A 14,977-nucleotide genomic window follows, 5' to 3' on the forward strand; every position below is an offset into this window, starting at 1 on the left:
CCCGCACGATCGGAGCACGGCCCGGCTCGTGCTCCGCACGAATGCCCTGACCATTGCGAAGCCGCCCTGGCAGAAGACTGGGATCGCATGCCGACCCGACCGAATCGGCATGGAGAAGTTAGAACTGGCCTCGCGTCGCCTCGGCGACGGTGTATGCCTGCGCCTGCTCCTGTAGTACCTGGCGCAACCACGCATGCGCCGGATCGCCGTTGTTGATCGCATGCCACTGCATCACCTCGATGAGCGGCGGAAGATCCATCGGTAGCGGCAACAGCCGTAACGGAAGGTAATGCGCATAGATGCGCGCAAGGCGCGTGTGCACCGTCGCGATCCGCGTCGTACCGATGACAAGTTGCGGCAAGGTATTGAAATTCGTCGTGGTGACCTCGATTGAACGCGACAGACCCAGATTGCTCATCATCAGGCTTTCAAAGCTCACGCTGCGGCTGTCGCCGAAAGTGGCCGCCACGTGGCCAAGTGCCAGATATTGGTCAAAACTGAGCGTGTCGCCGACAAGACCGTTTCCGGCCCATACCACGCAGCTGAAACTGTCTTCGAATAACGCCTGCGACGGATGCGCAGGGTTGACCGATGCGCTGGGATAGATGACGAAGTCCACTTCGCCGCGGTCCAGTTGCTCCGGGACGTCGTCTGTCATGTTGGCGATGTGGAGCGTGATGCGTGGCGCTTCCCGCTGCAGGCGCTGGACCACGTCGATCAGCAATACCGTTGTCAGATAGTCGGATGCGCGGATGACAAAGTTGCGCTTAGCCTGGGCGGGGTCGAACTGCGGACGCGACACCACCGTCGACTGCACGTTCAACAGAATCTCGCGCACCGGTTGCGCGAGGCTGCGGCCAAGCGGCGTCAGCTCCATCCTCCGGCCGACCTGCATCAGCAACTCGTCGCCAAAGTATTCGCGCAAGCGTCCGAGCGCGCTGCTCGTTGCCGACGCGCCGATATGCAGGCGTTCGCTCGCACGCGTGACGCTGCGCGTGTCGAGCAGCGCGTCGAGAGCGACGAGCAGATTCATGTCGAAGTGACCCAGTCTCATGGCCGCGACTATCTCGCAATCATCCGATGCGATCAATGCGTGTTTCCACTAGGAATTGATGTTCTCGACAAATAAACCGCATTACAGTACGGCCATGCAAACGAGAGTCCGCCTGGCATCGCGCCGGACGCGAGCAATATGGAGACACGAACCATGACAACAGCGCCCATGACGCTGCCTGAGAGAGCGCCAACCCACGACAGTGGATACACCCCCGCACCGGATCAAACGCAGGCCGACGCGCCGCTGTTGCCCGTTCTGCGCCCCCACCATTTCGGCATCAGCGTGCCCGACCTTGACGCCGCGATCGACTGGTACGGGCGCATGCTCGGCTTCGCACTCGAATCGCGGATGACGATCGACAAGATTCCCGCGCGGATCGCTTTTGTGCGCCGGGACAGCTATCGGATCGAGATCTTCGAGGTGCCGGGCGCGGCCCCGTTGCCAGAAACGCGCCGGGTGCCGAATCTGGATCTGCGCACGCACGGCAACAAGCACATGTGCTTCGAAGTGCCGGATGTGCCGCAAGCGGTCGCCGCGTTGCGCGCACAGGGTGCAGATATCGCGTTCGAGCTGGTGGTCGACGGCAATCCGACCGCGTTCATTCGCGACGTATGCGGCAACCTGATCGAACTGCTCGAACCCTTTGCCGCTGACTGCGGCGTTTCATAGTGGGCCTGGCCCCGATCACACAGCATGCCGCAGCGCACCCAACGTATCGCGCTGCGCCGCAACCGGACCCACTCATCACGCGCCATTCTTCAATGACTTCATCATCCAATCCCTTGAGCGGCTGGCAGGTGAACCGCGACTCGATCCGCATGGTCGGCCACGATCTGTTGCGCCCCGAATGCATTCTCGCCGAACCCGACGGTACGCTGTGGACCGCGGATGCACGCGGCGGCGTCATGCGTATCGATGCCGACGGTACGCAGACACTGATCGCCCAGCAGAGCGATTCCGCTGGCGCACCTGCAGCGAACAACGCCGAACAACTCGTGAATGGCAAGACTTTGCCCAACGGACTCGCATTAGACCGCGAAGGCAACATCGTGATCGCCAACTTCGGCACCAACGCGATCGAACTGATGACGCGCGACGGCGCATCGCGCACGCTGTATGACAGCATCGACGGCGTGCCGCTCGGCAAGACCAACTTCGTTCTGACCGACTCCAGGGGACGCATCTGGTTCACGGTCACCACCCGCCAGGTGCCATGGACCCGCTCTATTAACGAAAAAACCGCTGACGGCTACGTCGGCTTGATCGACGCAAACGGCATTCGCATCGTCGCGGATGGCTTTGTCGGCACCAACGAAATCCGGCTCGACGCGAACGAGGAATGGCTCTATGTGGTGGAGACGAACGCACGCCGCATCTCGCGGCTGCGCGTCTGCGAGAATGGCTCGCTCACTGCGCGCGAAATCTACGGCCCGCGCGATCTCGGCGGCTTTCCCGACGGTTTCGCTTTCGATGCGCACGGCAATCTCTGGATCACGCTGATCCTCAACGAAAAGCTGATCGCGCTCACACCTGAAGGTGAAGTGCTGACTCTGCTCGACGACGGCAATCCGGAAGCGTTCGCCCATTACGAAATGCACTACTCACAAGGCACGACGACGCCCGAACTGATGGGCGCATGCCGCGGCACGCTCGCGCCGATGATGGCGAGCATCACGTTCGGCGGCCCCGATCTGAGCACCGTCTATCTCGGCAGCCTCGCCGGCACGACGCTCGCCAGCTTCCGCTCGCCGGTGGCCGGTCTGCCGCTTTCGCACTGGAAGACCGCATGATTCTCGAACTCGCCCATTTCCGCATCGCGCCCGGAGGCAACGCCGGATTCGAAGCCGCGTTCGCGACTGCGCAATCCATTCTCTCCAGCATGCCCGGCTACATCTACCATCAGTTGTATCGTTGCATCGAGGACGGCTACGAGTACCGTCTGCTGGTCCACTGGAACACCGTTGAAGATCACATGCGGGGCTTTCGCGAATCGCCGCGCTTCGGTGAATGGCGCGCGCTGCTACAACCGTTTTTTGCCGTACCGCCCAGCGCCGAGCACTGCCGGCTCGTGCTCGCGAACGGCACGTCACGCTAAATCTCGCGGCAAACACCGCTGCCCCTTCTACCTCCTAACCAATCGGTAAATCGACATGATCGAGTACATCAAGGCCGGCCAGAGCGCCCAGGTGAAAGCAGACAATCAGGCGCAAGTACGCGCAACCGTCGAAAAGATCATCGCTGACATCGAACAGCGCGGCGAAGCCGCCGTGCGCGAATACTCGGAACGCTTCGACAAATGGAATCCGCCGTCGCTGCGCCTGACCGACGCGGAAATCCGGGCCTGCATCGATTCGCTCAGCCCGCAGGCGATCGAAGACATCAAGTTTGCGCAGGCGCAGATCCGCCGCTTCGCGCAGATCCAGCTGCTGTCGTTGCGCGACGTCGAAGTGGAAACGCTGCCAGGCGTCGTGCTGGGTCACAAGAACATTCCGGTCAATTCGGTCGGTTGCTACATTCCCGGCGGCAAGTATCCACTGCTCGCATCGGCGCACATGAGCGTGCTGACCGCGAAGGTCGCGGGCGTGAAGCGCGTGATCGCCTGCGCGCCGCCGTTCGACGGCAAGCCTTCGCCGGAAATCATCGCCGCGATGGCGCTCGCGGGCGCCGATGAAATCTATGTGATGGGCGGTGTTCAGGGCGTCGCGGCGATGGCCATCGGCACGGAAAACATCGCACCGGTCGACATGATCGTCGGCCCGGGCAACGCGTTTGTCGCGGAGGCCAAGCGCCAGTTGTACGGCCGCGTCGGCATCGATCTGTTCGCCGGCCCGACGGAAACACTCGTGATCTGCGACGATTCGGTCGACGCGGAACTGGTCGCCGTCGATCTGCTCGGGCAGGCCGAACACGGTCCGACCTCCCCGGCCTACTGCATCACCACCAGCGGGAAGATCGCCGCGGAACTGCCCGCTGCGATCGAAACCGTGCTCGCCCGCCTCGACACGGCGCCGGTTGCCAGCGTCGCATGGCGCGACTATGGCGAAATCATCCTGTGCGAGACGGACGAAGAAATGCTGCAGGAAGCCGAACGCCTGTGCTCCGAGCACGTGCAGGTGATGACACGCGACCCCGACTGGTTCCTGCACCGCATGACCAACTACGGCGCCCTGTTCCTCGGCCACCGCACGAACGTCTCGTACGGCGACAAGGTGATCGGCACGAACCATACGTTGCCGACGATGGGCGCGGGCCGCTACACGGGCGGCCTGTGGGTCGGCAAGTTCATCAAGACGCACAGCTACCAGCGCATCCTGACCGATGCAGCCTCGGTGAAGATCGGCGAAGTCTGCTCGCGGCTCTGCGCGCTCGAGCACTTCTCCGGCCACAAGGAGCAGGCCGACATCCGCGTACGACGTCTCGGCAAAGAGGCCTGACATGATCTCAACGGCCACGAGCCAGGAGAGTCGCCCGGTCGCCGTCGTCACCGGCGCGACTGGCGGCCTCGGCGCGCAGATCTGCCACACGCTTGCACAGGCGGGCTTTCTCGTCGCCGCCGGTTATCGCGGCTCGGCCGGCGCGGCCCACGCGCTCGCCGGACAACTGGTCGGAACCGGGCACTGCGCGCTGGCCGCGTCCGTCACCGACAGCGCGGCGCTCGCCCGGCTCGCCGACGACATCGAATCGCGCTACGGACGCTGCGACGTGCTGGTCAACTGCGCCGGCACCACCCGCTTCGTCGCGCACGACGACCTCGACGGTCTCGACGACGCGCTGATCGATGACGTGCTCACCACCAACGTGCGCGGCCCGTTCGCAATGGTGCGCGCGTTGGCGCGTCTGCTCAAACGCAGCGACCTGCCTGGCGGCGGCGTGGTGGTCAACATCTCGTCGATCGCCGCGCAAACCGCGATGGGCAGCAATGTGATGTATTGCGCCTCGAAAGCCGCGCTCGACAATCTGACGAAGTCGCTAGCACGTGCGCTCTCGCCTGCGATACGCGTATTGTCGGTCTCGCCGGGTCTCGTCGATACCGAATTCGTCAAGTCGATGGATGTCGCCTGGCGCGACGAACAGGCGAGCCGCACACCACTCGGCCGGCTCGCGCAACCCGAAGAAATCGCGCTCGCAGTGCTCACCGCCGTGCGTGACCTGCGCTTTACCACCGGATGCGTGCTGCCCGTCGACGGCGGCCGCCCACTCAGATAACACACGAGACCGTAGTAAGCGCTAAAGCGCTAACTCCAGTCGACAAAGGAGACAGGCACAATGAAACTCGCGTCGCTCAGAAGCAGACATCCTGACGGAACGCTGATCGTCGTGTCACGCGACCTTCACCACGCGGTCAGCGCGAGCGGCATCGCGCCGACTCTGCGTGTCGCTCTGGACGACTGGCCGCACGCCCAGCCTGCGTTGCAAGCGCTGTATGACGCGCTGAACGCCGGACACGCGCGTGAAACATTCAGCTTCGATCCTCACGCATGTACGGCCCCGCTGCCCCGCACCCATCAGTTCGTCGATGCTTCAGCGTTCCTGAACCACGGCCGGATCATGACCCAGGCCTACCACCCCGAGAAAAAGTCCGACGCATCGATACCGATCCTGATCCAGCGCCAGGGCGACGACTTCACCGGGCCGCACGACGATTACCCGTTCCCTGACGAAGCCGACAACTGCGACTTCGAAGGCGAAGTCGGTGTCGTGCTAGGCGACACGCCGATCGGCACTCGCTCCGAAGAGGCTCTCGCGCACGTGCGGCTGCTCGTGCTCTTCAACGACGTCAGCATGCGCAAGCACCTGTTCCGCGAACTCGGGATGGGTTTCGGTTTCATTCTCGCGAAACCGGCCACCGCCTTCGCGCCCGTTGCAGTCACCCCGGACGAACTCGGGGATGCGTGGCAGGACGGCCGCGTGCATCTCGACATGAACGTCCATCGCAACGGCGAACCCTTCGGTCATCCGAATGGCCGCGAAATGAGTTTTGGCTTTCACGAACTGATCGAATACATGACTTACAACCGTAACCTGCGCGCGGGCACGATCCTTGGCTCGGGGACCTTTTCGAATGTCGACTACCGGAACACTGGATCCGCGTGCCTTGCCGAACAGCGCGCGATCGAAGCGATCGAAACAGGTTCGTCTTCCACCCCGTGGCTGCGCTTCGGCGAGCGTCTGCGTTTCGAGATGCTAGACCGTGACGGACGGTCCGTGTTCGGCGCGGTCGATCATCGTTTCGTCCAGGCAGGAGCACTCGCATGAGCCAGACCTATGACATCGTGGCGATGGGCGCGGGCCACAACGGTCTCGTCGCCGCAGCCTATCTCGCGAAGGCGGGTAAGAAAGTGCTAGTGCTCGAACGTAAGCCCTGGGCCGGCGGAGGCGTCAGCACGCGTGAACTGAACACGCCGGGCTACTGGCATGACGAGCACTCAAGCGTACACATCATGATTCAGGGCAATCCGATGTTGCGTCAGGACGAGCTGGGACTGCTCTCGAAGCACGGCCTGAACTACCACTACTCGCCCGTGCCGCACGCGACGATCTTCCCCGACCAGTCGGTGCTGTTCACATACAAGGACATCGACAAGACCTGCGAATCCTTCGCAACGGTCTCGCCCAAGGATGCGCAGACCTACCGCAACTTTGTGAAGATGAGCCAGCAGATCCTGCAGGTCTTCATGCCGGGGCTGTACGCGCCCCCGCCGCCGCTTGGCGAACTTGTCGCAATGCTCGACCGCAGCGACGAAGGGCGGCTGATGCTGGACTACATGAACCGGGACTGCCTGGACCTCGTCAACCAGCTGTATGAGAACGACAAGATCAAGATCCACCTGCTACGGCTCGTGAGCGAGAACCTGCAGGCACCCAATGAGCTCGGCACCGGCATGGGCGTGCTGCTAATGCCAGGCATCATCCACACCTATGGAGTGTCGCAGCCTGTCGGGGGCAGCGGCAAGCTGACCGAGTCGCTCGTGCGCTGCATCGAATCGTATGGTGGCGAAGTGCGCTGCAATGCCGAAGTCGCGAAGATCCTGACCAGTGCGGGCCGCGCCACAGGTGTGCAATTGGCAAGCGGCGAGCAGATCATCGCAAAAGACGCGGTGATCGGCGCGATCCACCCGCACGTGATCCGCAAGTTCGTAGAAGGTGTGCCCGAACCTGTTTTGCAGCGGGCCGAACGCGCGACGCTGGCGCCCTTCTCGATCATGGTCAGCCACTACGACCTCAAGGAAAACGCGCGCTACTACGCGGGCGACGAAGTAGGTTACGCGACGATGCTCGAATTCATGGCTACCGACAGCCTCGACGAAATGCTCGCCGACTTCGACGATCTGAAACGCGGCCTGATCACCGAACGGCGCCTGTGCGCCGGCGGCGACGAAAGCATTGGTGACAAGACCCGCGTGCCGACGGGTGCCGGGATGTTTCATGGCATCACTTTCGCGCCGTACCACGTCAAAGACAAACGCTGGACAGGTCAGCACTGGGACGAATTCAAGGAAGAAATCGGCGATCTGTCGCTCGCGCACTATCGCAAGTTCGTGTCGAACCTGACGAGCGAGAACATCGTCGCCCGCAGCATCGTCAGTCCGGTGGATCTCGAACGTTCAAGCCCGAACAGCATGATGCGCGGCGATCTGCATGGCGTAGCACCGTATTTTTATCAGAGCGCGGGACACCGTCCGACGCCCGATCTAGGCCAGTTCACCGTGCCCAGCGTCGAACGGCTGTACCTCGCCGGCCCGTTCCAGCATCCGGGCGGCGGGGTCTACGGCGCGGGCCGTGCAACGGCGATCCGAATGTTCGAACAGCTCGGCATGGACTTCAGCAGCGTTGCGGCAGGCGCACGGCAAGACACGGGCGTGCCCGCTACGGCAGCGGCCGCGAAGAAGACCGGCATGGTACTGCGCGGCCCCGCCGATGAAGAGCTGATGCACGTGGAATCGCTTGAACGGGTCGGCGACGAACTCGTGATCAAGGGCAAGAGCTTCGGCACGATGCCGATGGAAGCACGCCTCGATGCCTCTTCGGCGCGCGCGGGACTGAAGATGCTCGGCGCTTCGCGGCTCGCGTTCCTCGCCACGCTGCCGTTCCGCAAAGGAGGTGCGCGATGATACATGTCGTCGTGACCGGGGCAGAGGGCTTCGTCGGCCGGGCGCTCGTCAAGCGCCTGCTGGCCGGCGGCCTCGGCGGCCAGCGTGTCTCGAAGCTGACGCTGATGGACGTCGCCTTCGACGCCCCGCCCGCCGATTCACGCGTCATACAGCTGGCGGGCAGCATCGCCGACGACGCCGTTCGCGCGTGTGCCTACGCATCCCCTGTCGATGCCGTGTTCCACCTTGCGAGCATTCCCGGTGGTGCCGCGGAGAAGAACTATGCACTTGGTCGCTCAATCAACCTCAATGCGACGCTCGGCTTGCTGGAAGATCTACGCGGCCAACCGCGAGCGCCCCGTTTTGTTTTCGCCAGCACGGTCGCCGTGTATGGCGAACAGCTACCCGCGACGATCGACGAACGGACCTTGCCCGCGCCCGCGTTGAGCTACGGCGCGCACAAGCTGATGGGCGAGGCGCTCGTCACGGATGCGTCGCGCCTTGGCTGGGTGCAGGGCTGTTCGCTGCGGCTGCCAGGAGTCGTCGCGCGGCCGGGCGACGGCGCCGGCATGATGTCCGCGTTCATGAGCCTGCTGTTCTGGAGACTGGCCACGGGTGTTCCGCTCACCGTGCCGGTTTCGCCTGAAGGCGTCGCGTGGTGGATTTCGGTGGCTACCTGCGTCGACAACCTGCTGCACGCCGCCACCGTCGATGCCGATCGGTTCAACGCGCGCCGCAGTTACCAGATGCCGGTGCTGCGCCTGACGGTCGGCGAAGTCGTCGATGCACTCGCCGTGCGCTTCGGCACCGATCGCAAGGCACTCGTGACCTATGTGCCCGACCCATTCATCGAGCGGCTCTTCGCGACCTATCCGCCCCTGCTGACACCCGAAGCGGAACGCTTCGGATTGCGCCACGACGGCAGCGTCGACCAACTCATCACGCGAGCGATGGCCGACTGACTTGTCTGCCTGACGCTGACATATCGCAAGGAATCACAAGGAACCCACTCATGAACATCGTAGGACTCGAATTTCTCGTCTTCGGCATCGACGACATGGTCGGCGCGCGCCAGTATCTGCTCGACTACGGCCTCGACGAAGTCGACTACGATCCGGTACGGGGTGGCATTTTCACCGCGCTCGACGGCACCGGTCTCATCATGCGCCCAGCCTGCGACCCGAGCCTGCCGCCACTGCCGCCGGGAGCCGCCACGCCCAGCCTGCGCGAGACCGTGTACGGCGTGGACAACACCGCCACACTCGCATCGATCAAGGCGAATCTCGAACGCGACCGCGAAGTCAGCGTCGACACCGACGGCACACTGCACTGCATCGACGACGCAGGCTTCGGCATCGCCTTCATGGTCACGCGCCGCCGGCAGTACGAGGCGCGCTATCTCGGCTTCAACGTTCCGGGCCAGCCGCCGGGCCGCGCGCCCAATGACTGCGCTGTCGATCCCGGCGCCGTGATCAGGCCGCGCACGCTGTCGCACGTGGTCTATTTCGTCGAAGACGCGCAGAAGGCCGAAGCGTTCTACCGCCGCCTCGGCTTCGTCGTCACCGACCGCTTCAATCGTCTGGGCCCGTTCATGCGTCCGGCCGGCACGCAGGACCACCATACGCTCTTCATGATCGAGAGCCAGAACGATCACATGATCGGCTGCAACCACTTCACTTTTCACCTCGGCTCGGCAAGCGAAGTGCTGCAACACGGCTGGAACTTCGTGAGAAAGGGTTACAAGAGCTTCTGGGGACCTGGCCGTCACATTCTCGGCAGCAACTACTTCTGGTACTTCAACAGCCCGTTCGGCGCGACGATCGAGTTCGATGCCGACATGGACCTGCACGACGACAGCTGGACCCCGCGTGCCTGCGACCCTGGCTCCGACAACTCGCAAATCTTCCTGTTCGACGCCCGCGGCAAATGGGCGCCGGGCGAGTGACGCGAGATGACGATGCCCGCTGAACGCATGCTGTGCGAACTCTCAGACCTGCCGGACGGCGGCTCACGCGGCTTGCTGCGGCGCGGGCTCGACGACCAGTTGTGCGTCGTGCGGCAAGGCGACGAAGTCTTCGTCTGGCTCAACGACTGTCCGCACGAGCACCGGCCAATGGAGTACCGGCAGGACCGGTTCCTCTCCTGCGACGGCGACCACATCGTCTGCTACGCGCATTCGGCGCATTTCGACATCCGTACGGGCCACTGCTTCACCGGTCCGTGCGCCGGCCGGCATCTGACGAAGGTGCCGGCACGCATTGAGAACGGCAAGGTCTGGATTCCCACCGAGCTGCCTTCGATCTTCGACTGATACCTGACACGACTACACCATGTTCCAGTACTTCCCTACCAACTACGTCTGGAGCCTCTCGACGATGATCGCCCTCACACACGGCGGCAACATCGGAGAGGTGGATGCAATGTGCGCGCCGATACTCGAGACAGCCCGCGCCGGCGACGACCCCGGCACACTGGCCTTCTACGAAGCATGGAAAGGTGGCGCGGAGAAACTGGTCGCGCTGGCAGACGATGATCTGGCCCGCGGCCGCACCCTGTCTGCTGGCGAAAAGCTTGGGCGCGCCGGCTTGTATTACGGCATTGCCGAGCGCATGCAGGCACATGGTTTCGAAGCCCGCCTCGCGATCTACAAACGCTCGCTGGCGCTTTTCGAGCAGGGCCGCAAACTGGGTCGCGAAAACTGCGTGCGCGTGGAAGTTCCTTATCGGGACACGCACCTGTCTGCGCTATACGTACGCGCCGAAGGTCTCCAGCCTGGACAACGCGCGCCGATCGTCGTCGTGATGAACGGGCTGGATTCGACCAAGGAGATGCTGCAGAAGAGCGTGATGGGCACGATGTTCGCGCGCCGCGGGCTGTCGGCGCTCTTCGTCGACCAGCCCGGCACCGGCGAGGCACTGCGCCTTGCCAACCTGCCCGCTGTGCACAACACCGAAGTCTGGGCTGGCCCAATCGTCGACTGGCTGGAACGGCACGCCGAAGTCGACCCGACGCGTATCGGCGCGCTGGGCGTGTCGCTGGGTGGCTACTACTGCCCGCGCGCGGTGGCGTTCGAGCCGCGCTTCGCGTGCGGTGCCGTCTGGGGCGCGAACCACGACTGGCGCGAAGTGCAGCAGGCGCGCCTGAAGCGTGAAGGCGAAAACCCGGTACCGCACTACTGGAAACATGTGCAGTGGGTATTCGGCGCCAGGGACATGGACGACTTCTTCGAGAAGGCGGCGCACATGCACCTGAACGGCGTGCTTGACCGCATTCGCGTGCCGTTTCTCGTCACCCACGGCGAGAACGACCGTCAGATTCCGTTGAAGTACGCCCATCAGACCTATGAACAGCTCATCAACTGTCCGAACAGGGATCTGTTCATTTTCACGGCCCGCGAAGGCGGCGTCGAACACAGTTCACTCGACAACCCATTGAACGCAGGCAACCAGATTGCCGACTGGCTTGCCGAGCAGCTCGGCGGTTCGCTCGCCTGACCGGACGATTCCACTTCGCATACAGAGAAATACTATGGCATTGGTCAAGAAAGTCCTGATCGTCGGCGGCGGCATCGGCGGCATGTGTGCCGCGATCATGCTGCGCAGGCAAGGCATCACCGTCGATTTCGTCGAAGTCAATCCGCAATGGGCGCCAGACGGTGCCGGTATCACGATCAGCGGCCCCTCCCTGCGTAGCCTGCGCGAGGTCGGCGTGGTCGATGAGGTGCTGCGCCGGGGTGGCTCCTGGAAAGCCGTCGATATCTGCGACGCGCGCGGTCAGCTGAACGTCACCGTACCCATCGCGCCAGCGGTCGGCGCGGAAGACCTGCCGGGCGCCGCAGGCATCATGCGCACGGTGCTCGCCGACATCCTCGGCAACGCCACCCGCGATGCCGGTGCGAACGTTCGCCTCGGCCAGAGCTTCGAAACCATCACACAGGATGAAGACGGCGTCGATGTCCTCTTCACTGACGGCAACTACGGCCGCTACGATCTGGTGATCGGCGCCGACGGCGTCAACTCGACCGTGCGCAAGCTCGTGGTCCCGGACTTCCCGGGCCCGAAGTTCACTGGACAGGGATCGTGGCGCGCGGTGGTGCCGCGCCTGCGGGAGAACTCGACCATTTACATGGGCAAGACCACCAAGGCGGGAATGAACCCCATCAGCGCGACGGAGTGTTATCTATTCGTACTCGACAAGCGCGAGGGAATTGACTTCGTCGCACCGGAACAATGGCCGCGCATGCTCGCCGAGTTGCTTGAGGAATTCGGTGGACCGATCGGCGAATTCCGCGCGGGCTTACTCGACGGTTCGCTGAGAAATCACGGGCTGCTGTACCGGCCGCTCGCCGGTCACATGATCACAGCCCCGTGGCATAAAGGCCGTATCGTGTTGCTGGGCGACGCGGTGCACGCGACCACGCCACATCTGGCGTCGGGCGCGGGCATCGCCGTCGAAGGTGCGATCGTACTGGCCGAAGAACTCCAGCGCCGCCATTCACTGGAAGGAGCGTTGATCGCCTACGCTGGCCGCCACTACGACCGCGCGCGGCTAGTGGTTACCGCTTCGGGCCGTATGGGCCAGATCGAGCAGGAAGGTGGCTCGCGTGAAGAACACACGCGTGTGATGGTCGAGGCTCAGCAGGCTTTACGTGCACCGCTTTGACAAGCAACACTTTCAGATATGACAAGAGACACACTGACATGACTACTCCCATCAACTCCAACGGCCGCGTGGCCATTGTCACTGGCGCCGCCGGTGGACTGGGCGAGAGGTTCGCGCTGCGCCTCGCGGCAAGCGGCCACGAACTGGTTCTGACCGACCGTGAACCGTGCGACGCGCTGGCCGCGCAGATCAGCGCCGTCGGAGGGCGCGCTACGACGCTCGCCTGCGATCTCGCCGATCCAGCCCGCGTCGAGCGCTTCGCGGCGCAGGTGCTCGAAAAGGTCGGCAAGGTCGATGTGCTCGTCAATAACGCTGCCTTCATGCCGATGGCACAACTGGCGTCGATCACCGCCGCCCTGTGGCGACAGATCATGACCGTCAACGTCGACGCACCGTTCCTGCTCGCACAGGCGTTCTCCATCGGCATGGCTGAGCGGCGCTGGGGGCGCATTGTCAATCTGGCGTCCAGCACCGTCTGGGGGCCGCCGCCCGGGATGTCTGCCTATGTCAGCAGCAAGATGGCGGTGATTGGACTGACGCGTGCGCTTGCGGCCGAACTCGGTGCGCATGGCATCACAGTCAATGCGATCTCCCCTGGGCTGACACGCCACGCGGGCAGCGCGACGAATCTACCGGCTGAGGCCTTCGATACCGTGCGCGCACGGCAGTTTATTCCACGCACCGAGCTGCCTGACGACCTGACCGGCGCGCTGGCGTTCCTCGCATCGGACGATGCACGGTTTGTCACCGGGCAAGTGCTGAACATCGACGGCGGCGGGTTCGGTTTCTAACGCTTGATCTCCGGATCACTGCGCGGGATACCATCGCATCCGCATCGCGGTCCATCGCGTGACGGGTGTTGGCAATGACCTCTTGTCCGTTCATCAGCAGATGAGATGACCAACCAGCTCTCTGGGTGAACCCAGTCCCCTAGCGCCCTTCCGTAGTCGTTGAGGGTTGTTCGATAACCGGTGGTCGGCTGCAAGTCTGTGAGCATACTGCGTCGTGCGGAACTTAACCAACTTCTGCCGCAGCCGGTGCAGCAACGGCGGCTCCATCAGACCGCCGCGTCCGGCAACCCGAGCAGATCAAGGAAGGCTCGCGCGATCGGTGCGACCGGTTCGCTGGCGCTGCCTTTGAAGACTGCCGCAAGCTCCCAGCAAGGTTCCTCCGTTTCGCGAAATGTTGCCGTCGCGATCGGCGTGCCCCGCGTGTCGCGAACGCGTTCTGCGGCGACAGATTCTGGCACCATCGCGATCGCCAGGCCCTCCGCTACCAGTTCGAGCAACATCGGTATATCGTTGACCTCGAAGGCGATTGAGCGCTGCAGCCCCGCCGCCGCAAAACTGCGATCGACAAGCCGCCGCACGCTCCAGTCCGGACGCAGATCGGCGAACGTTTCTTCGCCGAGATCAGACAGCGTGAGTTCACTCGCGCCTGCAAGTCGATGACGCGTCGCGCAAGCGACGACCATCCCTTCGCACGCGAACATCCGCAAGGCGAGATCGTCGGACAGCGCATCTGGCGGCTGCGTGAACGCGAGATCGAGGCGCCCTTCGCGTACCTGATCAAGCAGCGCGCGCGAGCCGTCGAGCGTCAGTTGGATATCGATCCCGCTGAATGCGGCCCGGAATAGCGCCAATGAAGCCGGCAGATCGACGAACGGCGCGAGACTGTGGATCGCACCGATGCTGAGCCGGCCCCGCGCAAGCCCATGAACCTGCGTCACGGCATGGCGCGCGTCGCGCGCGGCTGCGAGCACACGTCGCGCTTCGCCGAACAGCACTTCGCCGGCCGGAGTCAGGTCGACACGCCGCGTGCTGCGAATGAACAACGGCCCGCCAAGGTCCTCCTCCAGCGAACGAATCGACGCCGACAGCCCCGACTGAACGAGATTGAGGCGTCGCGACGCGCGCGTGAAATGCCGTTCTTCGGCGACCGCCACGAAATGCTCAAGTTGTTTCAGGTCCACTTGTCCCTCGTTAAAGACACCATTATATTCATCACTAGTTACGCATAATTTAATCACATATTTCTGTTGGAACGATAAGTGAAACTACTTTATTGTCGAGGGCATTGATGCATTTGTTGCAAAAACCCACATGGCACGACCCACCCCGGTGGATCCGGCCTGGTGCCGTCCAAACGCTCAAGATACTGTCCCCAT

15 protein-coding genes are annotated in these 14,977 nt (G+C 63.3%); 13 read left to right on the forward strand and 2 right to left on the reverse strand.

Features of this window, described 5'->3' with window-relative positions:
• Positions 1-118: 118 nt before the first annotated feature.
• Complete coding sequence (locus ACOSV0_RS10320; RefSeq protein ID WP_434106064.1) at positions 119-1,054, reverse strand: LysR substrate-binding domain-containing protein; 936 nt, start codon at positions 1,052-1,054, stop codon at positions 119-121.
• Positions 1,055-1,207: 153 nt separating this feature from the next.
• Between ACOSV0_RS10320 and ACOSV0_RS10325 the strand changes: the two genes are divergently transcribed.
• The 13 genes from ACOSV0_RS10325 (at position 1,208) to ACOSV0_RS10385 (ending at position 13,601) form a co-directional block, all read left to right on the forward strand.
• Positions 1,208-1,726, forward strand: coding sequence for a VOC family protein (locus ACOSV0_RS10325; RefSeq protein WP_434106065.1), 519 nt, complete (start codon positions 1,208-1,210; stop codon positions 1,724-1,726).
• A 92-nt stretch (positions 1,727-1,818) separates the two neighbouring features.
• The gene (locus ACOSV0_RS10330) at positions 1,819-2,847 is read left to right on the forward strand and encodes an SMP-30/gluconolactonase/LRE family protein (protein ID WP_434106066.1); all 1,029 of its coding nucleotides are present in this window, start codon (positions 1,819-1,821) and stop codon (positions 2,845-2,847) included.
• Positions 2,844-3,152 (forward strand): antibiotic biosynthesis monooxygenase family protein, encoded by a 309-nt coding sequence (locus tag ACOSV0_RS10335; RefSeq protein WP_434106067.1) that lies wholly within the window; start codon positions 2,844-2,846, stop codon positions 3,150-3,152. Before ACOSV0_RS10330 ends, ACOSV0_RS10335 begins: the two co-directional genes overlap by 4 nt.
• Before the next feature lie 55 nt (positions 3,153-3,207).
• Positions 3,208-4,491 (forward strand): histidinol dehydrogenase, encoded by a 1,284-nt coding sequence (gene hisD / locus ACOSV0_RS10340; RefSeq protein ID WP_434106068.1) that lies wholly within the window; start codon positions 3,208-3,210, stop codon positions 4,489-4,491.
• Between the two features lies 1 nt (position 4,492).
• On the forward strand, positions 4,493-5,263 hold the full coding sequence (locus ACOSV0_RS10345) for an SDR family NAD(P)-dependent oxidoreductase (RefSeq protein ID WP_434106069.1): 771 nt from the start codon (positions 4,493-4,495) through the stop codon (positions 5,261-5,263).
• Between the two features lie 60 nt (positions 5,264-5,323).
• Positions 5,324-6,313, forward strand: a complete 990-nt coding sequence (locus tag ACOSV0_RS10350; RefSeq protein ID WP_434106070.1) for a fumarylacetoacetate hydrolase family protein — start codon at positions 5,324-5,326, stop codon at positions 6,311-6,313.
• Positions 6,310-8,169, forward strand: coding sequence for a phytoene desaturase family protein (locus tag ACOSV0_RS10355; RefSeq protein WP_434106071.1), 1,860 nt, complete (start codon positions 6,310-6,312; stop codon positions 8,167-8,169). The genes ACOSV0_RS10350 and ACOSV0_RS10355 overlap by 4 nt, the downstream gene beginning before the upstream one ends.
• The gene (locus tag ACOSV0_RS10360; protein ID WP_434106072.1) at positions 8,166-9,110 is read left to right on the forward strand and encodes an NAD-dependent epimerase/dehydratase family protein; all 945 of its coding nucleotides are present in this window, start codon (positions 8,166-8,168) and stop codon (positions 9,108-9,110) included. The genes ACOSV0_RS10355 and ACOSV0_RS10360 overlap by 4 nt, the downstream gene beginning before the upstream one ends.
• Before the next feature lie 50 nt (positions 9,111-9,160).
• Complete coding sequence (locus ACOSV0_RS10365; protein ID WP_434106074.1) at positions 9,161-10,093, forward strand: VOC family protein; 933 nt, start codon at positions 9,161-9,163, stop codon at positions 10,091-10,093.
• A 12-nt stretch (positions 10,094-10,105) separates the two neighbouring features.
• Entirely contained in the window at positions 10,106-10,459 is a 354-nt protein-coding gene (locus ACOSV0_RS10370; protein ID WP_434106075.1) for a Rieske (2Fe-2S) protein, read from the forward strand.
• A gap of 19 nt (positions 10,460-10,478) precedes the next feature.
• Complete coding sequence (locus tag ACOSV0_RS10375) at positions 10,479-11,642, forward strand: alpha/beta hydrolase family protein (protein WP_434106076.1); 1,164 nt, start codon at positions 10,479-10,481, stop codon at positions 11,640-11,642.
• 34 nt (positions 11,643-11,676) lie between these two features.
• Positions 11,677-12,810 (forward strand): FAD-dependent oxidoreductase, encoded by a 1,134-nt coding sequence (locus tag ACOSV0_RS10380; protein ID WP_434106077.1) that lies wholly within the window; start codon positions 11,677-11,679, stop codon positions 12,808-12,810.
• A gap of 38 nt (positions 12,811-12,848) precedes the next feature.
• Positions 12,849-13,601: an SDR family NAD(P)-dependent oxidoreductase gene (locus tag ACOSV0_RS10385; protein ID WP_434106078.1), complete on the forward strand. Its 753-nt coding sequence runs from the start codon at positions 12,849-12,851 to the stop codon at positions 13,599-13,601.
• A 266-nt stretch (positions 13,602-13,867) separates the two neighbouring features.
• Here ACOSV0_RS10385 and ACOSV0_RS10390 read toward each other — a convergent pair whose 3' ends face one another.
• Entirely contained in the window at positions 13,868-14,782 is a 915-nt protein-coding gene (locus tag ACOSV0_RS10390; protein ID WP_434106080.1) for a LysR family transcriptional regulator, read from the reverse strand.
• Positions 14,783-14,977: the final 195 nt, after the last annotated feature.

Source organism: Paraburkholderia caffeinilytica, from assembly GCF_051027425.1.
GTDB lineage: Bacteria > Pseudomonadota > Gammaproteobacteria > Burkholderiales > Burkholderiaceae > Paraburkholderia > Paraburkholderia caffeinilytica_A.

What these genes read in the sequence shown, in the direction of transcription:
- ACOSV0_RS10320 (WP_434106064.1), bottom strand. Translation starts at nt 1,054, where the DNA reads ATGAGACTGGGTCACTTCGACATGAATCTGCTCGTCGCTCTCGACGCG.
- ACOSV0_RS10325 (WP_434106065.1), top strand. Translation starts at nt 1,208, where the DNA reads ATGACAACAGCGCCCATGACGCTGCCTGAGAGAGCGCCAACCCACGAC.
- ACOSV0_RS10330 (WP_434106066.1), top strand. Translation starts at nt 1,819, where the DNA reads ATGACTTCATCATCCAATCCCTTGAGCGGCTGGCAGGTGAACCGCGAC.
- ACOSV0_RS10335 (WP_434106067.1), top strand. Translation starts at nt 2,844, where the DNA reads ATGATTCTCGAACTCGCCCATTTCCGCATCGCGCCCGGAGGCAACGCC.
- hisD (WP_434106068.1), top strand. Translation starts at nt 3,208, where the DNA reads ATGATCGAGTACATCAAGGCCGGCCAGAGCGCCCAGGTGAAAGCAGAC.
- ACOSV0_RS10345 (WP_434106069.1), top strand. Translation starts at nt 4,493, where the DNA reads ATGATCTCAACGGCCACGAGCCAGGAGAGTCGCCCGGTCGCCGTCGTC.
- ACOSV0_RS10350 (WP_434106070.1), top strand. Translation starts at nt 5,324, where the DNA reads ATGAAACTCGCGTCGCTCAGAAGCAGACATCCTGACGGAACGCTGATC.
- ACOSV0_RS10355 (WP_434106071.1), top strand. Translation starts at nt 6,310, where the DNA reads ATGAGCCAGACCTATGACATCGTGGCGATGGGCGCGGGCCACAACGGT.
- ACOSV0_RS10360 (WP_434106072.1), top strand. Translation starts at nt 8,166, where the DNA reads ATGATACATGTCGTCGTGACCGGGGCAGAGGGCTTCGTCGGCCGGGCG.
- ACOSV0_RS10365 (WP_434106074.1), top strand. Translation starts at nt 9,161, where the DNA reads ATGAACATCGTAGGACTCGAATTTCTCGTCTTCGGCATCGACGACATG.
- ACOSV0_RS10370 (WP_434106075.1), top strand. Translation starts at nt 10,106, where the DNA reads ATGCCCGCTGAACGCATGCTGTGCGAACTCTCAGACCTGCCGGACGGC.
- ACOSV0_RS10375 (WP_434106076.1), top strand. Translation starts at nt 10,479, where the DNA reads ATGTTCCAGTACTTCCCTACCAACTACGTCTGGAGCCTCTCGACGATG.
- ACOSV0_RS10380 (WP_434106077.1), top strand. Translation starts at nt 11,677, where the DNA reads ATGGCATTGGTCAAGAAAGTCCTGATCGTCGGCGGCGGCATCGGCGGC.
- ACOSV0_RS10385 (WP_434106078.1), top strand. Translation starts at nt 12,849, where the DNA reads ATGACTACTCCCATCAACTCCAACGGCCGCGTGGCCATTGTCACTGGC.